This is a genomic window from Alginatibacterium sediminis (genome assembly GCF_003610775.1).
Classification (GTDB): Bacteria; Pseudomonadota; Gammaproteobacteria; order Enterobacterales; family Celerinatantimonadaceae; genus Alginatibacterium; species Alginatibacterium sediminis.
Genome location: NZ_RAQO01000001.1, coordinates 128,219 through 150,448 on the forward strand (window position 1 = coordinate 128,219; position 22,230 = coordinate 150,448).

The window sequence follows — 22,230 nt, forward strand, 5'->3', positions numbered from 1 at the left end:
TGGTTTTTCCTACAAAAAGAAAGGGCTAGGTTGAAAAAGGCGCTCTATTTCTGGAATATGTTTTTTGTCCATCAAGAACATCACTACGTGGTCGTCTTGTTCGATAACGGTATTGTCGTGGGCAATATGTACCTGATCTTGTCGAACAATCGCTCCAATAGTGGCACCGGCCGGCAATTTAAGCTCGCCAATGGTTTTACCAACAACCTTCGAGGAGTTTTGGTCGCCATGCGCAATCGCTTCAATGGCTTCTGCTGCGCCACGACGCAGTGAATAGACGTTAACAATATCGGCGCGACGGACATGGGTCAAAAGTGCTGATATTGTTGCTTGTTGTGGTGAAATAGCAATATCAATTGGGCCACTTTGAACCAAATCAACATAAGCACCACGCTGGATAAGCACCATGACCTTTGTTGCCCCCATACGCTTTGCGAGCATGGCAGACATGATATTTACTTCATCATCGTTAGTTACCGCAATAAACACATCAACTTGTTCAATATTTTCTTCATGAAGCAGCTCTTGATCAGATGCATCACCGCAAAATACGATGGTATTATTTAGTTTTTCAGCGAGAGCTTCGGCGCGTTCTTGTCGATGCTCGATCAACTTGACGCTATAACTGCTTTCTAGCTGCTTAGCTAGCGCTGCTCCAATATTACCGCCCCCAACAATCATTAAGCGGCGATACGGTTTTTCTAAGCGTTGCAGTTCGCTCATAACTTCACGGATATGCGCTGTAGCAGCAACAAAGAAGACTTCGTCATCAGCTTCAATAACCGTGGTTCCTTGCGGGCGGATCGCACGACCTTGGCGAAAAATGGCAGCAACTCGGGTTTCAATATTAGGCATGTGCTGGCGCAATACTGACAAAGCATTACCGACCAGAGGTCCGCCATAGTAGGCTTTAATTGCTACTAAGCTTACTAAGCCATGGGCAAATTCCATCACCTGCAGTGCACCCGGATAATCGATCAAACGGCTAATGTACTGGGTCACTAACTGCTCAGGGGCAATTAGATGATCAACAGGGATAGCTTTATTACAAAACAAGGTGTCTTTCTCACCGAGTAGCTCTTCCGAGCGGATCCGTGCAACTTTATTGGGCGTATTAAACAATGTATATGCAACTTGGCAGGCCAACATATTGGTTTCGTCACTATTAGTGACCGCCACTAGCATATCGGCATCTTCAGCGCCGGCTTCACGCAAAACATTGGGATGAGTTGCATGTCCAGCAACCACTTGGATATCAAACTTGTCCTGCAATTCACTTAACCGAGCGGAATCTTGATCAACAACAGTAATATCTGACTTTTCTCCAGCCAAGTTTTCGGCTAAAGTGCCGCCAACTTGACCAGCACCAAGAATAATAATTTTCATACCGTCTCGCGTTGTTTAAGCATCACTAAGTTACCCACTAAGCTTTTGCTTTGACTAGTTTTGCGTAATAAAATCCGTCGCTATGCTCAACTCCAGGTAGCAATTGCCAACCGATAGAGCTTGGATCACTTTGGTATTCAATGGCCTCTAGGCTCGCATCGCTTTGACGCGCTAAAAACGCTTCGACTTGCTGACTGTTTTCATCCGGCAATATCGAACAGGTTGCATATACCAATGTTCCGCCAGGACGTAAAAAATGCCACAAGTTATCTAGAATTTTTGCCTGAAGCGCTACTAACGCAGCAATATCAGACTCGCGACGCAACCATTTAATATCAGGATGACGACGAATAACACCCGTTGCACTGCAGGGGGCATCAAGCAAGATCCGATCAAAACACATATCGCTAAAAGCGTCTGCGCTAGCCGCATCAACGGCCATCAATTTAGCATCTAAACCAATGCGGTCTAAATTTTGTTGCACCCGCTCTAGGCGCTGAGCATCAACATCAATAGCAAGCATTGATTTAAGTTGCCCTTGTCGCTCCATAATATGGCAGGTTTTACCACCAGGTGCGGCGCAGGCATCGAGTACAGCATCTCCGGCTTGCGCATCTAGAATATGAGCAGCAAACTGAGCCGCAGCGTCTTGAACTGAGCTTACACCGAGTTCAAATTCAGGCAAACTACCTACACCACACGGCTTTTCAAGACGCAGTGCATCAATTGCAAAGGGGTGGGTATAGCTATCAATTTCAAGCTCGGTGAGTTGTTTTTTATAATCAGCAACAGATGATTTGTTTGAATTAACTCGCAGCCACATTGGAGCTCGTTGATTATTTGCATCAACAATGTTCTTCCAAGTATCCGGATAAGTCGCTTGTAGACGTTTGCGTATCCAAGAAGGATGACAATCAATCAACGCTTGCGGGCCCGATTCAAACTCTAGGTCTGGGTATTCACGTTCAATTGAACGCAGTACGCCATTTAGCAGCTTTTTAAGATTGGCATAACCCAAGCTATGACACGCTTGTACCGTTTCTGAAACGGCGGCGTGGGCTGGGATCCGCATAAAGTAGAGTTGATAAAGCCCAACCATTAATAGGAAGTGTAGGCAGCGAATCTTGCCTTTAAGTGGCTTTTCCATGCGTTCTTGTATGCAGTGCTCAAAGCGAGGTAACCAGCGAAGCACCCCATAACAGAGCTCTTGCAGCAACGCGAACTCGCGCATTTCAACTCGAGCTTGATAGCGAGCTAACATCTGACTTAGGGATTGCCCTTGATCAACAACCTGGAACAAAATTTGAGCTGCAGCGGCACGAACAGCTAACGTTTTGCCTGGTCGATCAGCATTGCTCATTGCGATTCACCAATATTGAGAGTGCTACCTACGGCAAACATTTCTCTACGAGAATTCAGAACATCTTGCGCTGACATTGCTTTTTTCCCAGGCAATTGCAGGCTCTCAATCAACAACGATCCGTCACCACATTTGATTTCAATACCTTGCTTGTCGGCTTTAACAATCGTTCCGGGCTTAGCATTTGAATCATTACTTAGGGTTTTTCCACGCCAGAGTTTAATGGCCTGATTTTGATGTTCAAAATAGCTCATTGGCCAAGGGTTAAAGGCTCGTATACAGCGCTCAATGTGTTGCGCTGAATCACTCCAATCAACCTTAGCCTCAGCTTTGCTCAATTTTTTAGCGTAATTAGATAAGCTATCGTCTTGTACCACTGCCTCCAATTGACCAGCGCTTAGTTGATTCATTGCATCGACCAAGGCACTTGGACCCGCTAGAGCTAGTTTTTCGTACAAGCTGGCGCTGGTTTCATCGTTACTAATAGCACAACGTTGTATCAATAGCATGTCTCCGGTATCAAGACCCTCATCCATTTGCATGATAGTCACACCCGTTTCGCTATCTCCAGCCCAAATTGCGCGTTGAATAGGAGCGGCGCCGCGCCAACGAGGCAAAATGGATCCATGCACATTGATGCAACCCAAGCGAGGTGTATCAAGCACCGCTTTAGGCAGCAGAAGACCATAAGCCACAACCACCATTACATCAGCATTTAAAGCTGATAAATGGGAAATGTCGTCAGCGTTCTTAAAGTTTTGAGGCTGATAAATGGGTAAGTTATGGCTTTGTGCGAGCAGTTTAACCGCGCTAGATTGCAGTTTTTTCCCACGCCCAGCGGGCTTGTCCGGCGGGCTATATACAGCGACAACTTCATGCTTACTTTCGATCAGAGCTAATAAATGCTTAGCCGCAAAATCTGGCGTACCAGCAAATACAATACGTAAGGGTTTCAAATTAAGGCTAACCTTCTTGTGCTTCTCTACGAGCCATCTTTTCAAGTTTGCTGCGAACACGTTGGCGTTTTAACGGTGACAGGTAATCAATAAAAAGCTTACCTACAAGGTGATCAAGCTCGTGCTGAATACAAATAGCCAATAGGCCATCCGCTTCCAACTCAAAAGCTTCACCTTGTGCATTTAAAGCTTTAACTTTTAAAGTTTCAGCGCGCTCGACCTGAGCTCGATACTCAGGGACAGATAAACAACCTTCCTCGTTGAGCATACTGCCGTCTTTCTCTATAATTTCTGGATTAATCAAAACGATACGTTCATCACGTTGTTCTGAAACATCGATTACAACAAGACGATAATGAAAATTAACTTGGGTAGCAGCAAGGCCTACACCTTCTTCGGAATACATGGTTTCAAACATGTTTTCGATTATACTGTGTAGTTCATCATCAAATTTTGTAACATTTTTTGCTACGGTTCTTAGGCGTTCATCTGGGAAACGCAATACTTCCATGGCTGGCATGACTTTATTCAATTCATATTTTGCTTTAGATTAGCGGTAATTCTAGTCATTTCTGAAGCTAATTGACAGTTTTACGAGCATTTGCATAAACAGGGAAAGTTTAATGAAAAAAATCTTGGGTGTTGTCCTAGCTATTTCTATGGCTTGGTCCAACTTTATCTTTGCTGATACCTTGCAGCTCAGAGACGATTTCCCGGAGGTATATATCGTCAAAAAAGGCGATACTTTATGGGATATCTCTAGTTTGTATCTTCGCTCTCCTTGGCTGTGGCCTCGTTTATGGCAAGCAAATAGTCAAATTGAAAACCCTCATTTAATCTATCCTGGCGACCGTCTCAGCCTTATTTACGTTGACGGAGAGCCCCGTTTGGTGAGTAAACGCGTGGTGAAAATGGGCCCAAGTGGTCGTATTAAGCCTAAAGAAAGTGCGATTCCCACCTTGCCGTTGTCAGCAATAAAAGCCTTCATCAACAAAGATCACATTACAGATCCAGAAATGTACCTTAATTCGCCTTATGTCTTGGGCGACAACGAAGCTCAAACGCGTTTAGTAGGTAATCGTACCGCATACGCGCATGGCGACTTAGAGTTGGGACGCTTTTATGGTATTTACCGCGGAGGCGAAATATACATTGACCCCGAAACTAAAGAAGTGCTCGGACAGTCGATGTCGTTTTTGGGTGTCGCTGTTGTAGAAAAAAACTTAGACCAAGACATTAATCAGTTAAGCATTACACAGTATGAACGAGAGATTCGATTGGGTGACCGTCTATTACCCGTGCCTAAAGAAGAATTACTACCCGCCTACTTTTCACCGCAGCCTGGGCATCTTGACGGACACGGCTTGTTACTAGCCAACGCAAATGATATTTCCGTTGCCAGCGTTAATGATGTTATTATCATTAACAAAGGTGAGCGAGATGGATTAGAACCGGGTCATGTGTTTGCGATAAACCAGCCAGGTCGTGAAGTCTTAGACACCAGCAAAAGAATTTCGTATTTGGAAAACGGCTCTGCTTACGACAAATTGTTCTCTGGAGACACCGTTAAAAAATCACTTCCAGACGAAAAAGTTGGCGAATTAATGATCTTTAAGGTTTACGAAAAAACGGCTTACGCCTTTGTAATCGAGTCAAAAACACAGATTCGTTTGCATTATCAAGTCAAAAACTTGTAGTGCTGCTTAGTTAAGTTGTCGGGCAGCAACACCCGACAACTTAGATAAGGAACAAATCATGGCTCTAGCTAATCTAGAGCTCTGGTTACGCATTGATGCAGTAGCGCGACTCGGAGTCACACAACTTACAGCTCTAATCGAGAAAACCGGAAACATCGCAGCACTTTATGACTGTAGTGACCAACAATTAACAGCCTTTGGTTTAAGTGCTAAGCAAATTACAAGTCTTCGGCAACCTAACACTAAGCGGATCGATCGCGTCTTACGTTGGCTTTACAACCCCCGACACCACTGTATAAGTTATTTCTGCCCCACATACCCTGAACAATTGCGCCATATAGATAAGCCACCACTTTTACTCTTTGTTAAAGGAAATCTAAGTTGCTTGCAAGGTACGCAAGTTGCGATCGTCGGTAGTCGCAATGCTAGTTATAGCTCCCAACAACATGCTTATTGCTTTGCACATTACTTAGCACGGTCACTTACAATTACCAGTGGATTGGCGATCGGTATTGATGCCAAAGCTCATCAGGGCGCTTTAAGTCAGTCCAAAGGGCTTACCTTGGCCGTGCTAGCGAGTGGTTGTGACATCATTTACCCCAAACAGCACCATGATCTTGCTGAACATATTTGCGAGCACGGTGCCTTAGTCAGTGAGTTCAGGCCAGGGACGCCACCCAAAGCGGGATTTTTCCCACGTCGCAACCGAATTATTAGCGGACTGAGCCAAGGGGTTATCATGATAGAAGCCGGCTTACCTAGCGGTACAATGATCACCGCTAAATATGCCTTAGAACAAGGACGAGAAGTGTGGGCCTTACCCGGGGAAATTAGTAATCCAAACACAAAAGGTTGTCACCATTTAATCCGAGACGGTGCTACATTGGTCACTGAGCCACAGCAAATCCTTGAAGATTTGAGTTTGTGTCCCCATATAAGCACTAAGAACGAGAAAAATGCTCCATCTTGCGTAAATCATGCCCAACAAAAATTGCCATTTAACCCAATGTTGGATAACGTAGATTACGCCGTCACTCCAATTGATGTTATTGCTATTCGCAGTCAACACCCAATTGCTGAAGTGCTCACGCAGCTTGTAGAACTTGAACTCGCTGGTTTGATTCAAGCCGTACCCGGTGGTTACATTCGGAGGTGATATGTTTGACATCCTCATGTATTTATTTGAAACCTACATCCACAGCGAAGTAGAGTTAATGATGGATCAAGAAGAGCTCACTGAAGAGTTAAGTCGTGCTGGATTTCGCAAGGCTGAAATCTACAAAGCTTTAGATTGGCTAGAGCAGCTCTCTAGCTTGCAAGACAATGAACAAAACCCATACTTAAATTCATCGAACCTAAGCTCGATGCGCATCTATACAGCTGCTGAAGGCGCCAAATTGGATGTCGCTTGTCGTGGTTTTATCTTGTTCCTTGAACAAATGCAGGTATTAACTGCTGATACCCGTGAAATGGTAATAGACCGAGTCATGGAATTGGATATCGTTAATATGGAACTCGAAGACTTGAAATGGGTCATCTTGATGGTTCTGTTTAACGTACCAGGCAGTGAAAGTGCTTATGCGCAAATGGAGGATTTAATCTTCGATATGGGTGAAGGACTGATTCACTAACCATGAGCAAAGACGACAAACCACTATTTTCAGCGCATGAACATGCGCTGGAGCAAGCCTTTGACACCTGCCCTAAATGTGGTCAGCCACTCGTTCATAGAAGTGGTAAGTCTGGTGCCTTTCTTGGATGCAGCGCTTACCCCAGTTGCGACTATATTCGTAGCAGCCACCCCCATGATTCAAGCGTCGAGAAAGTACTTGAAGGCAGTGAGTGCCCTAAATGCAAAAGTGAATTGATGATACGCCAAGGGCGCTACGGCATGTTTATCGCCTGTAGTAACTTCCCTGAATGTCATCACATTGAATCGCAGCAATCCCAAACCAATACAACAGCAGAACCAACATGCCCAAGTTGTGGTAAGGGTAAGTTGGTCAGCCGTAATTCTCGCTTTGGTAAAACCTTTTACGCCTGCGATGGTTATCCTAAATGTAAATATGCACTCAACGATAAGCCAATAGAACAGGCCTGTCCGGAGTGCGATTGGCCGCTTTTAATCGAAAAAAAAACCGCCCAAGGGCGGCGTTTACAATGTGCACAAAAAAACTGCGCATATAAAGGTCCAATTCTCGACTAGACCCACTAACCTTATTGCTATTCCTGAACGTCTAACTCTTTAAGTTTACGAGTTAGCGTATTTCGGCCCCATCCCAGCAAACGAGCAGCCTCTTGTTTATGCCCATGCGTATGCTCTAGAGCTGTGGTTAACATTATTTTCTCAAATTCGGGTAAGGCATCGTCTAGTAATGCTGTTTCGCCTTCCCTTAGTTGCGCCTCAACCCATGTCTTTAACAAATCTTGCCAATGTCCAGCGCTACCCTCGGTGGCTTCACTGAGACTCGGTTGACTAAGCTCGGGTGGTAGGTCACTGATCAAAATTTCTTGACCGCTCGCCATCACCGTTAACCAGCGACAAACATTTTCAAGTTGCCTAACGTTGCCAGGCCATGCCAAGTTCATTAAGAAAAGTCGGGTGTCTTTATGAAGTATCTTAGTTTCTACGTTAAGTTCTTTGGCGGCTCTGTCCAAAAAGTGCTGCGCGAGTTCACCGATATCTTCACGTCGCTCTTTAAGCGAGGGCAAGTGAACTCGAATCACATTAAGCCGATGGAACAAATCTTCTCGAAAATCCCCCGAAGCTACTTTTTGTTCAAGATTCTGGTGGGTTGCAGCAATAATACGTACATCTACCAGAACCGGGGAATGACCACCTACGCGGTAAAACTGGCCATCTGCAAGCACTCGCAATAAACGGGTTTGGATGTCCAGTGGCATGTCGCCAATTTCATCCAAAAACAAGGTACCACCGTTGGCTTGCTCAAAGCGTCCATGGCGTACAGAGTTTGCGCCGGTAAACGCTCCTTTCTCATGGCCAAATAACTCTGACTCAATCAAGTCTTTAGGAATTGCAGCCATGTTTAATGCGATAAAACTTTGCTCAGAACGTGGACTATGTTTGTGCAGCGCATGCGCCACAAGCTCTTTACCGGTGCCACTTTGACCATTGATTAATACACTTATGCTAGAGCGCGATAACCGACCGATCGCACGAAACACTTCCTGCATTGCAGGTGCTTCACCAATAATTTCAGGTACCGGAGAACTGTCTTTAATAGGTCGGCTTTTACTTTTTTGCTCTTTGGCAACACTCTCAGCGCGGCGAACCAATGCAACGGCTTCGTCAATATCAAATGGTTTAGGTAGGTACTCAAACGCGCCTTTTTGATAGGCGTTAACGGCGCTATCTAAGTCCGAGTGCGCAGTCATTATGATGACAGGAACCCCTGGTGCTTGTACTTGTATTTTGGCCAGTAAACTTAAACCATCGATTCCTGGCATTCGAATATCTGATACCACGACATCGGGCTGGTCAAAATCGAGCTGCTGCAACATCAAGTTACCATCGGCAAAACTTTCACATTGGAAGCCTTCGGATTTTAATGCTTTCTCAAGTACCCATCGAATAGAACTGTCATCATCTACAATCCAAACATTTGCGGCCATAGTTGTCGCTTCCTTAACGTCGCAGTGGAATTTGTATTGTGAATTCAGTGTGGCCTGGCCAAGAACTGACCTCAATTTTGCCTTTATGCTGATTCACCAAATTCTGAGAAATTGATAGTCCTAAACCATTGCCGCCGTCCCTTCCGGTAACCATGGGATAAAACAGAGTGTCGGCTAATTCAAGGGGGATCCCAGGGCCGTCATCTTGGATTTTTATTTCTGCCGCCAAACGAAAACGTTCGCCAGCAATGGTAACTTGATGTGCAGTACGAGTGCGGATAAACACATTGCCACCCTTTGCTCCTAGGGCTTGTACCGCATTTTGAACAATATTTAGAAACGCTTGTTGTAGTTGCTCATGATCCATTTCAAAGTCTGGAATACTTGGATCATAATCGCGCTCAATACTGACATTTTCAGGCAAATCCATACGAACCAATTGCCTAACTTTCTCTAGTACAGAGTGCACATTGTGGACTTCATGTTTGCCTGGCCGCTGCGGTCCTAGCAGCCTATCAACCAAATTCCTTAGCCGATCGGCTTGTTCTATAATGACGCCTGTGAATTCTTTAAGATCTTCATTATGCAGTTCTTTTTCTAATAACTGCGCCGCCCCTCTAAGACCGCCTAAAGGGTTTTTTATCTCATGGGCTAGCCCTCGAACGAGTTCCTTGGCGGCTTGTTGTTGCGCGTGCTGATAAAGCTCTTGGGTAATACGCTTTTGTTGCCCTATCGGCCGAAGCTCAACCAAGATGCACAACTGTTCCTCGAAGGAAAGACGCGTAGCCGAAAGCTCGACTAAGACGGACTTCGTGTCGAATACAAGGGTGACTTCGTTATCAGTAAAGCTTTGCCCTGACTCACATAGCTGCGCTAACTTTTCTATATTAAGACTGCTATGCACCATAATGTCAGGAAAACGTTTTTGACTTAAGCGCTTGGCACTTTGAGCAATCAGTTGCTCCGCAGCTGCATTGAGATAGGAAATTTTGAGTTCACTATCGAGCAATACCACAGCCGAGACCTGATTGGCCATAATGGTTTCTAATAATGAGTTGCTGTGCACGATAAAGCCCCTTAGTTATGCACCAAATTAGTGCACTGGCAATCATACCTTCATCACAACTCAAGTGAAATTGAATTGTTTAGCCCGCAAATGGAGTCGCAACGGGTTGGCTTGTACCAGTACGGTGCAAAAACACAGTAATTGTAGGGGTAGATGCAATTTCCTTGCCTGCTCGATCAACTAATTGCACCTGCAGCTGATGTTCTCCGCGATCAACATTGTGCAACACAAATTGAGGCTGCGCCTGAATGGATCCTTGCGGTACTCCGTCCAGTACAATCCGATACCCGTGTTCAGCACTAGGTGCTTGATTACTAGACACTGAGACATTCATAATGCCTTCATTATTGCGCACAGAGCCCTCATCCTGCGGACTAACAAAACTTAATTTGTAATTATTATTTTGCTTAAGATCTTCAGCTTTTTTCAGCGGAGCACGAGCTTCTACAATAGGGCCTTGGCTTGCGGGAGGAGCAACAGAGACTTTGATCTGCTTGGCCCCACTTTGTGCTTTATCACTATAATGAGTCACGCCGCTTTCATCGGTCCATGTGTAGACTTTGTCAGCAAAACTTTGGGCACTAAGCATCATCAGCGAGATAACTAAAAATATTTTTTTGGCTTTCATATGCACATCAACTCTTATACTAAACAATGAATTATATTGGACTAAAGCTTAGGGCTTATCATCTCTCGAAAGCACAGGCTTCAATTCTAACTTGATATAGAGCATACCGGATTGGAAGCAAAAAAAAACCCACTGCAAAGAGTGGGTTTTAAATCATACGCTTAAGATTAAACGCTGTAGTACATTTCAAATTCAACAGGGTGAGTAGTCATGTTTAGACGCTCAATGTCTGCTGATTTTAGTTCAATGTATGAATCAATATAATCATTGCTGAATACACCGCCAGCGGTCAAGAAGTCACGGTCTGCATCAAGAGATTGCAGTGCATCTTCAAATGACGTTGCTACTTGTGGAATTGCAGCTGCTTCTTCAGCAGGCAAGTCATACAAGTCTTTATCCATCGCGTCGCCAGGATGAATTTTGTTTTTAATTCCGTCAAGGCCAGCCATCAACATAGCAGAGAACGCTAAGTATGGGTTTGCCGTTGGGTCAGGGAAACGCACTTCAATACGGCGTGCTTTTGGTGATGGAACCACTGGGATACGGATCGAAGCTGAACGGTTACGCGCTGAGTAAGCCAACATAACAGGGGCTTCAAAGCCAGGTACCAAACGCTTGTAAGAGTTGGTTGAAGCATTGGTAAAGGCATTAATTGCTTTAGCATGCTTAATAATACCGCCAATGTAGAACAACGCCGTTTCAGAAAGACCACCATAAAGGTCTCCTGAGAACAAGTTTTCGCCGTCTTTCCAAATTGATTGGTGCACGTGCATACCGCTACCGTTATCACCAACGACAGGCTTAGGCATAAAGGTTGCTGTTTTTCCGTAAGCGTGAGCTACGTTATGAACAACATACTTAAGCACTTGAGTTTCATCGGCTTTTTCAACAATCGAGTTAAAGCGAGTTGCAATTTCGTTTTGACCGGCAGTCGCCACTTCGTGGTGATGCGCTTCAACAGTTTGGCCCATTTCTTCAAGAACCAAACACATTGCACTACGTAAGTCTTGCGACGAATCAACAGGAGCTACAGGGAAATAACCACCTTTTACACCTGGACGGTGACCGGTGTTACCATCTTCAAAATGCTTGTCTGAATTCCAGCTCGCTTCATCTGCGTCAATTTTGTACATAGAGCCTGACATGTCAGACTTGTATTTAACGTCATCAAAAAGGAAGAACTCTGGTTCTGGACCGAAGAAAGCAGCATCAGCAATACCAGTAGAACGCATAAACTCTTCTGCGCGCTTTGCAACAGAACGAGGATCGCGGTCATAGCCTTGCATTGTTGCAGGCTCAAGAATATCACAGCGAATATTGAGTGTGGTTTCTTCAGTAAATGGGTCTAGAACAGCAGTTGCAGCATCAGGCATCAAAACCATGTCTGACTCATTAATTCCTTTCCAGCCAGCAATTGATGAACCATCAAACATTTTTCCGTCTGCGAAAAAATCTTCATCTACTTGGTGAAATGGAATAGAAACGTGCTGCTCTTTACCTTTAGTATCTGTAAAGCGAAGATCTACGAATTTAACATCTTCTTGTTCAATCAAAGCTAATACTTCAGCTGACATATTTATAACCTCCAGTGTCATCAAAATTTGATGGCTCGTTCGACGTAAGTGATTAATTGTCATGTGTCGAGCAGAATACGACCTATAACGACTAAACGCTTAAATGCCAAAAACGTGCCAAATAAAATTACCACCTTTAAATCAACGATATAGCTCATAGAACGCAAAAATAACGTGCAAAAGTTCCGCTTTGGTGCAATCGAATGCACCAAATAAGGTCGTTAGCGCACACTTATGGTGCATCACTAATTAGGTAACTCTTAGCAGCCATCTTAAAAGAGCTGAAGATCACAATCCAGTCCGCATTACTAAAATGTCAAAACCGTGATCTACTTAAAACTATTTTCTTGTGTCGTTTAATTGTACAATACCGCACTTTTTGCTTTCGCCCACCGTAGGCGAAGATCAATACGCTTGGTGTTTTGATTTACTAAGTGTGAAAACACCTTTATAAGGCCCTATGAAAAATGAGTAATCTCAACAAGTTACGCAACATTGCGATCATCGCGCACGTTGACCATGGTAAGACAACTCTCGTTGACAAGTTGCTACAACAGTCCGGTACGCTTCAGTCTCGTGGCGAAGCACAAGAACGCGTAATGGACTCGAATGACTTGGAAAAAGAACGCGGAATCACAATTCTCGCAAAAAATACCGCTATTGAGTGGAACGATTACCACATTAATATCGTAGATACTCCCGGACACGCCGACTTCGGTGGTGAAGTAGAACGCGTACTATCTATGGTCGACTCAGTTCTATTGCTTGTGGATGCTCAAGAAGGGCCAATGCCACAAACACGTTTCGTAACCCAAAAAGCATTTGCTCAGGGCCTAAAGCCTATTGTTGTGATTAATAAAATCGACAAGCCTGGTGCTCGCCCTGATTGGGTGATGGACCAAGTATTCGATTTGTTCGACAACCTAGGCGCGACCGATGAACAACTAGACTTTAAAGTCGTTTATGCATCAGCACTAAATGGTTGGGCTAGTAATGATGAAGACGTTGCTTCTGAAGACATGACGCCATTGTTCGAAACAATTGTTGAGCACGTTCCATTGCCTGTTACTCACGAAGGTGATGGCCTGCAAATGCAAATCTCGCAACTGGACTACAACTCTTATGTTGGTGTTATCGGTGTGGGTCGTATTGTTCGTGGTAGTGTTAAAACCAATCAACAAGTCACTATTGTTGGTGACGACGGTAAAACCCGTAACGGTAAAGTTGGTCAAGTTCTTGGGTATTTAGGACTAGAGCGCCATGAAATCGATGAAGCAACTGCTGGCGACATTATAGCAATCACCGGTTTGGGCGAACTTAAGATTTCTGACACCTTGTGTGACGTCAACAAAGTTGAAGCCTTGCCCCCACTTAGCGTTGATGAACCTACCGTTACCATGACTTTCCAAGTCAACACTTCACCGTTTGCAGGTAAAGAAGGTAAGTATGTTACTTCGCGTAATATCCTTGAGCGTCTTGAACAAGAGCTTGTCCACAACGTAGCACTACGTGTTGAAATAACTGACGATCCAGATAAATTCCGTGTTTCTGGTCGCGGTGAGCTCCACCTCGGTATCTTAATCGAGAACATGCGTCGTGAAGGCTTCGAGCTAGCAGTATCTCGTCCAGAAGTTATCATCAAGTATGAAGATGGCAACATGCTTGAACCCTATGAAACGCTAACCATTGATGTTGAAGAAGAGCACCAAGGTAGCATCATGGAACAAATTGGTTTGCGTAAAGGCGACTTAACCGATATGGCTCCAGATGGTAAAGGCCGTATTCGTATGGACTTTATGATCCCAAGTCGCGGCTTAATTGGTTTCCAAACTGAATTCATGACGATGACCTCAGGTTCAGGTTTGCTTTACCATACATTTGACCATTACGGTCCGCACAAAGGCGGCGAAATTGGCCAACGTAACAATGGCGTCTTAGTTAGTAATGGCCAAGGTAAAGCCTTGACCAACGCCTTGTTTACCCTTCAAGAACGTGGACGCTTGTTCATTGGACACGGTAAAGAAGTATACGAAGGTATGTTGATCGGGATCCACAGCCGCGACAACGACCTAACCGTGAACCCGCTTAAAGGTAAGCAATTGAACAACATTCGTGCTTCAGGCACCGATGAAGCTCAAATTTTGTCACCACCAATTGTAATGACACTTGAGCAAGCTCTTGAGTTTATTGATAACGATGAGTTGGTAGAAGTGACACCTGAGAGCATTCGTTTGCGTAAGAAGTTGCTAAGCGAGAACGATCGTAAGCGTGCAGGTCGTCCGCCTAAAGCACCATAGGCGCGGACTTAAGCATGATCAAAAAAAGGAGCCTCGGCTCCTTTTTTGTTTTCTTTGATTGCTACAACTAACTTTTAACTAAGTAATACTCATCAGGTGCTAAAGCGCGCCGCATCAATAATGCACCATAAATGTAGACACGCACCGATAATTGCTGGAACAACTAAAACCCACGACCAATAACAAACGCCGATCAATACGAAAAACACAATTGCTGCTAACAGACGCCCTTGTATCAATTGTCCTAGTCCAGGTATAAACACATTACATAATGCCGCAATCACATTGCCGCCAGAGCCTTGAGAAGCCATCGCCATCTCCTAAGTTAACCAGTTATTATGGGGTGATTTAGTCTTAAAGTTCTAACTCAGAGTTACTTGGAACTGATTCTAATCGTTCAGATAGTTTATCTCGAATTAGATCCAGACGAGCTTCAGCTTCTGCCATCGGGTAATCAAGACTAGGACGTTGTCCCCAAATTGGCGCAGGCCATACTGGGTCTGTTTCGTAACGTGCAATATGGTGAACATGCAGTTGCGGTACTACATTGCCAAGTGAAGCCACATTAAGCTTGTCTGGCGAGAATACGTCTACCAAGGCTTGGCTTAGCCATTTTGACTCACGCCAAAACTGAGAGAGATCACAACTGTGTAGTTGGTAAAGTTCAGTTTCTTCACGCTTGGGCACCAAAATAAACCATGGGTATTGATGGTCATCCATCATTAATACTTGGCATAATGGGAAATCACCAAGAACGTAGCAATCTTTCTCTAGTCGAGGGTGAAGCTTAAAGTCTGACATCTTCTAAATCCGTAATCCGTTGGCATAGCAGCATAAAACGTTGTTATGCCAAGTACAAGCCATCCACTCTCAGTTTAGTCGTATAGCTTTATTTGTAGGTCGCTATTGCTACAAAATGTGAGAAATGTCATTTCTGGTTAAACAAAAAAAGGGCCCGAAGGCCCTTTGAACTTACACCAGCTTTCGCTGCTACTTAAGGATTTTTACTTAAATAGACTAATAAATCTTGAAGTTCGTCAATGGTTGTAATTGAGCTTAAAGTAACCAAGTACTTCTCGTTGACCAATAACGAAGGGGTACGACGTATGTCAAATTTTTCAGCGTCTTTGTTCATTTTAGTCGTCATACCACTAACGATGAAACTCTTGTTAGCTGAATCGTATTGGTCGTTATCAATACCAATCGACAAAAATATCTTACGTAAGTCATCTTCTGATTTTATTGGAAGACCATGACCACCTAGCATTGAAAAAACAACTTGGCTAAATTCTTCTTCAACCTTCAATGATTTTGCAACAGCATATGCACGCACCAACTCAGCACCGTAATCACCTAAAAACTTAACATGGCTCTTTTTGAATGCCACGTTATCAGGTAGGTTTTGTTCAATTTGAGCTGCTGCACCTTCAAAGTTTTTACAAGCAGGACAGTAGTAAGAGAAAAACTCTACAATTTCAGGGCTTGCACTAGCTTGGGAATTAACGACCTCGTAATGAGTTCCCTCTTTAAAACTTGCCGCTTGAACCCATGGGCTCAAACAGAAAACTAAGGCTGCAATCATCAGCTTTTTCATTTCAAATCCTTTCTACATTAGAGATAGCGCCAAGCTTAAAGCCATGCAAGTCGCTTAGCAATGTCTGTTGTTAGTAATTGACGTAACTTTACGTTGTTACTTTGGCTCAAATACCACTTTATCGTCGCTTTGTTGAGCGATGAGTTCAGCAAACTTATTCTCAATGTTTTCACGAATAATCTTAAGCGTTGGCGTTAATAAACTGTTTTCTACGTTCCATTCTTCGTTTAGAACCACGATATGCCCCAGACGTTCATGACTTTCTAGTTTCTTATTCACAATCTCCAGAGTGCGCTCCAAACTAGATTTTACTTGTGCTTGGCTATGTGATTTGACCTCTGGCGCCATAACGACCAAAGCGATTGGTTGAGTTAAGGCCGCTCCAACCACGCAAACTTGCTCAATCATCGAGTTACGCGAAACTAATTGCTCAATCGGAACCGGAGCTACGTACTTACCTTTAGTCGTTTTAAAGCTTTCTTTGATGCGACCGGTAATCGTCACATAACCGTCGTCATCAAGCTGGCCTTTATCACCGGTATGCAACCAACCATCAATAATGGTTTCTTCGGTTTTCTCAGTATTAAGGTAGTACGAACTCATGCTGGCTTCGCAACGGCACAAGATCTCACCATCATCACTAATTTTCAGTTCGACACCAGGTGCGGCCTTGCCGATAGTGCCAACTTTATCGCTGCGAAATGGAATATTTAAGGTTCCATAAGCTAGATTCTCTGTCATGCCCCAAGCTTCTGAGATATTAAGACCAATTCGCTCATACCAGCGTAACAAACTTGGTGCAATTGGCGCACTGCCACATCCCAAAATCCGTGCTTGATCTAAACCAATACCTTTATGGATTTTAGCTTTAATTAAGCCACTAATAACTGGAATGGAAAGTAAAATATTTAGCTTCCGAGGCGGCAGTTTCTCAAATACGCCATGCTGAAACTTCGCCCAAAGACGAGGAACAGAGATAAATAGGGTAGGCCGTACTGAACGCATGTTATCGGCAAAGGTATCTAATGATTCAACAAAAGAGACCGACATACCGCCATGGAAAATACTACTGCCTTGAATAAACACGCGCTCGGTAATATGCGCCAAAGGTAAGTAGGACATCAAACGCTCGCTGGCCTGCGCTCCTAATAACACAATGATGTTTTCACAGGCATATTGATAGGCATTGAAGCTGATCTCTGCACCTTTAGGGTCACCTGTTGTACCCGAGGTATAGATTAGAGTCATGGTTTGCTCAGGGCTCCATTGGAAAGGCTGAGAGGCTTCTTCGTTTTCTAACCATTGTTGCCACTGAAACTGGGCCGGCATCGTTGGGTAAGGCATAGCAACCATCGGGATATTACTAGGCACCCCTTCATGCTGTATTTCCCAATTATCCAACTTCCCAACAAACAACATCCTTGCGCCGCTGTGGGCAAGTACATAACGAATCGTTTTCGCATTGGCGGTTGAATATATCGGCACGCTAACAGCACCGATGTAAGTGATCGCCATATCGACGATAAACCATTCAGCGCTATTTTTAGCTAAAATGGCAATTCGATCTCCAGCTTGCACACCTTCATTAAGCATACCTTGCGCCATTTTACGAACCATGGAGGCCACTTGCGACCAGGTATATTCATGGTAGCTACCTTCAATTGGTTGACGTAAATAAACTTGAGTTGGGACAGTTTGTTCCCAATGCAGCAGGGCATCAACGGGCGTTCTAAATGTGGTCATGTGGGTTCCCATTTTAAGGTGTTTATATAACTCTTTGGTTATATTTAACGTTTTGTTTACAAATTTAGACTAACTAGGAAGCCAAATAGGTACAACAAATTTAGACGCACTAACACCAAAAACGGGATCAAGCTCTACAAGTCCAACCAGTTACAGTCTTAAATAGGGGTTTGTTGAAACAAGCCGCAGGCTTCTTTGGACATATTACCCATTGAAGCTTGCGGCTTTATTTACATTAATTTCACATGTTTTTCGTAGAAACTAGAGCACTAATAGAGAGGAATTAATTGCAGGGGAGCTTGCTGTAATCGAGACAACTGTTCCTTTAGACTTAAGATCTGTTGTTCCCAATAATTTTGAGTATTAAACCACGGAAACGCTTGCTGAAAAGCTAAGTCTTCCCAACGCAACGCCAACCACCCCATATAATGAATCATTCGCATAGCTCGAAGAGGTTCTATTAACTTAAGTTCGCCACGGTCAAACTCAACGAACTCTTCGTAACCTTCAAGCACCGTTTCCATCTGCAAGCGCTGTTCAGCATGCTCGCCGCTAAGCAACATCCATAAGTCTTGAATCGCTGGACCCGAGCTACAGTCGTCCAAGTCAACAATGATTGGACCATCACGCCATAGGACGTTTCCCGCATGGCAATCGCCGTGTAGACGCATCATAGAACTTGGATGGTATTGTTCTCGGCATGCTTGAGCAACGTGTTCAGCAATCGTGAAAAATGCCAACGCTATGGATTTAGGCACCCATTTACGCAATCGTTCAAGTGGAATTTCTACATATCGCTCAAGATCAATGGCTAAACGATGTTCAAAGGGCTTAGCGAGACTCACCTGGTGCATTCTGCCTAAATGCTGCCCTAAACGCTCTAAGTGCTCTAAGTTATCGAGCTCAAACGAACGCCCTCCCATGCTAGGAAACAAAGTAAATTGATACCCTTGGTATTCAAAAAGGCTTTGGCCATCGAGTAATAAAGGAGCAACAACAGGTACTTCAGCGGCTTGTAGCTCCAAACTATATTGATGCTCTTCTAATATCTGTTCGCTGGACCAGCGCTGCGGTCGATAAAACTTGGCCACGTAACGCAGGCCATCTTCAGCGATAAACTGATATACCCTATTCTCGTAACTATTGAGAGCCAATAAACCGCTACTGGCATAGATGCCTTTAGATTCAATGGCATCTAGCAGTAAGCTTGGATTTAGGCCGGTAAAATCAAAAGCATTTGTCTGCGTTCCATGAGTACTCATTGCCCACCAATAAAGCGGCTAGGTGAGACCAATCGATAGTCTTCAGATTCAAGTACAAATTCTATATCTAAAATTGGCAATTCTAGATCGTAAGGGTCAACAGCAATGCTTATCGGTAAGCTACTAATTTCACCCGCATTGATTTTAATGACTTGCGGACCTATCCATTCATAATCTTCTGGTAGTCCAGTCACACTCAAACGCATTTCACGCGGGTAATCTGACTTGTTGATAAGTTTTAAGGTAAAGGTGTTTTCAATCAAACCTTCGTTAGTTTCGGTATACAGAGCCTGGCGATCTCGAAGTACATCAATTTGCATCGGATTTACATTAATGATGGTCATCACAAATGCAACTAACATGACTATCAGAACTATTCCGTAGCCAATTAGTTTAGGCCTTACCACATCCGTTTTCTCGCCCGCCAAGTTATGTTCTGTGGTGTAGCGAATTAAGCCTTTTTCATAATTCATTCGCTCCATGGTCATATCACAGGCGTCAATACAGGCCCCGCAATTAATACATTCATATTGCAACCCATCGCGAATATCGATACCGGCCGGACAAACTTGCACGCACAGATCACAATCAACGCAATCACCTAGACCTAAAGCTTTCGGGTCATCTTTACGTTTGCGGGGACCTCTACTCTCACCACGCTTAGAATCGTAACCAACAATAAAGGTGTCTTTATCGAACATTGCAGACTGAAAACGTGCATAGGGACACATGTGAGTACACACAATGGTACGCATCCACCCGGCGTTCGCATAAGTTGCCACGGTAAAAAATGCAACCGTCATATACAAAGCCACTGAAGATGAGCCACTGAAGAAATCAAAGAACAAACTACGAACCGGTACAAAATAAGCGACAAAAGACAATGCAGTAAGCACGGATATAGCCACCCACGCGCTATGCTTCGCAGCTTTTTTGGAGAGTTTTTTGGCGCTCCATGGGCTTTGATCAAGTTTTCGCCGCTGATTCGCTGTTCCTTCAATTTTTTCTTCGAACCAAATGAAAATAAAAGTCCAAACGGTTTGGGGGCAGGAATAACCACACCAAACTCGGCCTAAAAAGGTGGTGATAAAGAAAAGTGCGAAGGCAGCAATAATAAAGATCCAAGCTAACAGTAATAGATCTTGTGGCCACAACGTTAAGCCAAAGATGTGGTATTTTTGCCCAGCAATATCGAATAAAATCGCTTGGCGACCGTCCCAATTAATAAATGGGACGAGAAAAAATCCAACGATAAGCACCCAACCCATCACTTTTCTCAACTTCTGGAAAAGGCCAAACTGGGCGCGAACATAAATTTGTTCGTTAGGATTGTAACGATCGACCGGTGTTTTATTTTTTTTCTTACGTGGCTTCGGTGTGATGTCCTTGATAGGTATATTCTGGCTCATGTTTCCCTCCAAATAAATTACATACTATAAAGCTACGATTGAATGCCACGCGCCTTTAATAATGCGGTGCGAAAGTCGTCTTCACAGTCTTTGGCTATACCAGGAATCATCTGATCTTTGTCTAAAGGATCCATCTTTAATTGATAGATAAGCACGTCATCGGTAATTTCTTTAAGCGGACCTTCAAATCCACTTTGTTGTGCTAATTGAGCAAGTAATTCACACAAATTACTATCAGGCTGTTTTTTCCACACAGGGGTTAGTAACTCAATTAACTCTTCTATTCTGTGTTCTTGCATGCTCATGCTGTTCTCCTCGGCCAGAAATAACGAAGCAATTTCGGCCTGTTTCTTTTGCTTTATAAAGGGCTTGGTCGGCTTTTTCGACGAGTTGTCGAGCACTTTGTTGTGCACTAGGTATCATACAACAAACCCCCATACTTACGGTGACTTGATTCGATACCTTTGAATATTGATGTTGAATATGGGCTTCAAAGATTAGTTTCTGAATACGCTGGATTAGGGTTTGCGCACCTATGGCATCGGTATTAGGCAACACAATTACAAATTCCTCCCCACCGTAGCGTGCTAATACATCATGACGACGAATCATCGCACGCTTTAATAAGGCTGCAATTTCAGACAAACACCGATCGCCAGCCACATGCCCATAGGCATCATTAAATGGCTTAAAAAAATCAACATCGATGAGTATAACGCTAAGCGGGCTATTTGCGCGCTGACACAGGCTCCAATAATGCTCCAATTGCTCTTCATAGTGATGGCGATTATGCAATCGGGTCAGTTGGTCATACTGACTTTGAAACAACATTTTTTGTTGAGAGCTTTCCAGTTCCTCAACCTGAGCTTGATGGCGAAATAGGCGCTGCATATTGTCATCTAACAACAACATGGCTCGACGGGTAGAGAGTAAAATGAAACTATAATTAAACAGCACCACCATCATCGCTGCCAGTTCAAGTCGGTTGCTATAATCCAAGCAAATCAAAAGGGCTAAAAGCGGAGGCAAGCAAAACCCGTTGATTGCTCGCCGACTTAAAGTGAATGCAAATACAACTGAACTTAACAAAGCCAAGCACATCAGTAATAACATCAATCGCATGTCACCACTTAAAGCTGGCATCAGAATCAAAATCCCAATTGCCCATACCAATCCGCTACTACACGCAATACCAAAAATAGGGGTTGATACATCATTTTTAAAGCTTCGGGCACGCTTAACAATAAAAATACGCAGTAAAGAAACTACAAAAATGCCTAGTAACCACAGCGTGGGGGCAGCCATTAAATCGTTATTACTAAACAATAACCACCAAAGTAGCGCATAAACTAAATGAATCAACGAAGCCAAGCGACCGTTCACGTCTATGTGCCGGTAACGCTCCTGCTGTACTTGATTTTCAACGATAGTTTGGGCCATTTTACTCAGTTTTCATCGATGTTGATTATGGACAAAACACACTCAATGCTAGCATCCATAGCCCAAGTGGCTAGAATACGGCGTCGGATACAAAAAAGTTCTCTAGAAATTGATCTGCTTCGTTACTAATGTCTTGAATCGCAGTAAAGTTTACGCAGTTTAAATCGTCAACAAAAGTTAAGTCG

The 22,230-nt window shown here is 43.8% G+C and carries 21 protein-coding genes; 5 read left to right on the forward strand and 16 right to left on the reverse strand.

All coding sequences use genetic code 11. The features are described 5' to 3' along the window. Window positions 1–9 precede the first annotated feature (9 nt). Genes trkA through def form a run of 4 tightly spaced genes read right to left on the reverse strand, consistent with a single transcriptional unit; the run spans window position 10 to window position 4,222 of the window. The gene (trkA, locus tag DBZ36_RS00670) at window positions 10–1,386 is read right to left on the reverse strand and encodes a Trk system potassium transporter TrkA (RefSeq protein WP_120352995.1); all 1,377 of its coding nucleotides are present in this window, start codon (window positions 1,384–1,386) and stop codon (window positions 10–12) included. Window positions 1,387–1,423: 37 nt separating this feature from the next. Beyond that, entirely contained in the window at window positions 1,424–2,746 is a 1,323-nt protein-coding gene (gene rsmB, locus DBZ36_RS00675) for a 16S rRNA (cytosine(967)-C(5))-methyltransferase RsmB (RefSeq protein ID WP_120352996.1), read from the reverse strand. After that, complete coding sequence (gene fmt, locus DBZ36_RS00680; RefSeq protein WP_120352997.1) at window positions 2,743–3,702, reverse strand: methionyl-tRNA formyltransferase; 960 nt, start codon at window positions 3,700–3,702, stop codon at window positions 2,743–2,745. The genes rsmB and fmt overlap by 4 nt, the downstream gene beginning before the upstream one ends. A 7-nt stretch (window positions 3,703–3,709) precedes the next feature. After that, window positions 3,710–4,222: a peptide deformylase gene (def, locus tag DBZ36_RS00685; RefSeq protein WP_120352998.1), complete on the reverse strand. Its 513-nt coding sequence runs from the start codon at window positions 4,220–4,222 to the stop codon at window positions 3,710–3,712. 103 nt (window positions 4,223–4,325) lie between these two features. On the opposite strand from def, the gene DBZ36_RS00690 reads away from it, so the two are divergent. From DBZ36_RS00690 to DBZ36_RS00705, 4 genes are read left to right on the forward strand one after another with little or no spacing between them, the layout of a single operon-like run. Continuing rightward, complete coding sequence (locus tag DBZ36_RS00690; protein ID WP_120352999.1) at window positions 4,326–5,399, forward strand: LysM peptidoglycan-binding domain-containing protein; 1,074 nt, start codon at window positions 4,326–4,328, stop codon at window positions 5,397–5,399. 58 nt (window positions 5,400–5,457) lie between these two features. Continuing rightward, entirely contained in the window at window positions 5,458–6,555 is a 1,098-nt protein-coding gene (gene dprA, locus DBZ36_RS00695) for a DNA-processing protein DprA (RefSeq protein WP_120353000.1), read from the forward strand. Between the two features lies 1 nt (window position 6,556). Next, window positions 6,557–7,030, forward strand: a complete 474-nt coding sequence (locus DBZ36_RS00700) for a DUF494 family protein (protein WP_120353001.1) — start codon at window positions 6,557–6,559, stop codon at window positions 7,028–7,030. 2 nt (window positions 7,031–7,032) lie between these two features. Beyond that, window positions 7,033–7,605: a DNA topoisomerase family protein gene (locus DBZ36_RS00705; protein WP_120353002.1), complete on the forward strand. Its 573-nt coding sequence runs from the start codon at window positions 7,033–7,035 to the stop codon at window positions 7,603–7,605. 17 nt (window positions 7,606–7,622) lie between these two features. On the opposite strand, the gene glnG is transcribed toward DBZ36_RS00705, so the two are convergent. From glnG to glnA, 4 genes are all read right to left on the reverse strand, one after another. Further along, window positions 7,623–9,032 carry a nitrogen regulation protein NR(I) gene (gene glnG / locus DBZ36_RS00710; protein WP_120353003.1) on the reverse strand — a complete coding sequence of 470 codons (1,410 nt, stop codon included), beginning with the start codon at window positions 9,030–9,032 and terminating at the stop codon, window positions 7,623–7,625. 13 nt (window positions 9,033–9,045) lie between these two features. Further along, entirely contained in the window at window positions 9,046–10,068 is a 1,023-nt protein-coding gene (gene glnL / locus DBZ36_RS00715; protein ID WP_120353110.1) for a nitrogen regulation protein NR(II), read from the reverse strand. A gap of 109 nt (window positions 10,069–10,177) precedes the next feature. After that, on the reverse strand, window positions 10,178–10,726 hold the full coding sequence (locus DBZ36_RS00720; protein WP_120353004.1) for a DUF4124 domain-containing protein: 549 nt from the start codon (window positions 10,724–10,726) through the stop codon (window positions 10,178–10,180). 167 nt (window positions 10,727–10,893) lie between these two features. Further along, window positions 10,894–12,300, reverse strand: coding sequence for a glutamate--ammonia ligase (glnA, locus tag DBZ36_RS00725; protein WP_120353005.1), 1,407 nt, complete (start codon window positions 12,298–12,300; stop codon window positions 10,894–10,896). A gap of 467 nt (window positions 12,301–12,767) precedes the next feature. Between glnA and typA the strand changes: the two genes are divergently transcribed. Further along, a complete protein-coding gene (gene typA, locus DBZ36_RS00730; RefSeq protein WP_120353006.1) occupies window positions 12,768–14,597 on the forward strand; it encodes a translational GTPase TypA in 1,830 nt (609 codons plus the stop codon). A gap of 92 nt (window positions 14,598–14,689) precedes the next feature. Here the strand turns inward: typA and DBZ36_RS00735 are convergent, their stop codons facing one another. From DBZ36_RS00735 to DBZ36_RS00770, 8 genes are all read right to left on the reverse strand, one after another. Then, entirely contained in the window at window positions 14,690–14,908 is a 219-nt protein-coding gene (locus DBZ36_RS00735; RefSeq protein WP_120353007.1) for a hypothetical protein, read from the reverse strand. Window positions 14,909–14,951: 43 nt separating this feature from the next. Then, a complete protein-coding gene (locus DBZ36_RS00740; protein WP_120353008.1) occupies window positions 14,952–15,398 on the reverse strand; it encodes an HIT domain-containing protein in 447 nt (148 codons plus the stop codon). A gap of 193 nt (window positions 15,399–15,591) precedes the next feature. Then, window positions 15,592–16,191, reverse strand: a complete 600-nt coding sequence (locus tag DBZ36_RS00745; RefSeq protein ID WP_120353009.1) for a thiol:disulfide interchange protein DsbA/DsbL — start codon at window positions 16,189–16,191, stop codon at window positions 15,592–15,594. 96 nt (window positions 16,192–16,287) lie between these two features. Continuing rightward, on the reverse strand, window positions 16,288–17,934 hold the full coding sequence (locus DBZ36_RS00750) for an AMP-binding protein (protein WP_120353010.1): 1,647 nt from the start codon (window positions 17,932–17,934) through the stop codon (window positions 16,288–16,290). 269 nt (window positions 17,935–18,203) lie between these two features. Further along, a complete protein-coding gene (locus tag DBZ36_RS00755; RefSeq protein WP_120353011.1) occupies window positions 18,204–19,196 on the reverse strand; it encodes a serine/threonine protein kinase in 993 nt (330 codons plus the stop codon). Next, the gene (gene ccoG, locus DBZ36_RS00760) at window positions 19,193–20,605 is read right to left on the reverse strand and encodes a cytochrome c oxidase accessory protein CcoG (RefSeq protein WP_120353012.1); all 1,413 of its coding nucleotides are present in this window, start codon (window positions 20,603–20,605) and stop codon (window positions 19,193–19,195) included. Before ccoG ends, DBZ36_RS00755 begins: the two co-directional genes overlap by 4 nt. A gap of 32 nt (window positions 20,606–20,637) precedes the next feature. Beyond that, on the reverse strand, window positions 20,638–20,910 hold the full coding sequence (locus DBZ36_RS00765) for a YihD family protein (RefSeq protein ID WP_407641473.1): 273 nt from the start codon (window positions 20,908–20,910) through the stop codon (window positions 20,638–20,640). After that, on the reverse strand, window positions 20,873–22,045 hold the full coding sequence (locus DBZ36_RS00770; RefSeq protein ID WP_120353013.1) for a GGDEF domain-containing protein: 1,173 nt from the start codon (window positions 22,043–22,045) through the stop codon (window positions 20,873–20,875). The genes DBZ36_RS00765 and DBZ36_RS00770 overlap by 38 nt, the downstream gene beginning before the upstream one ends. Between the last annotated feature and the right edge of the window lie 185 nt (window positions 22,046–22,230).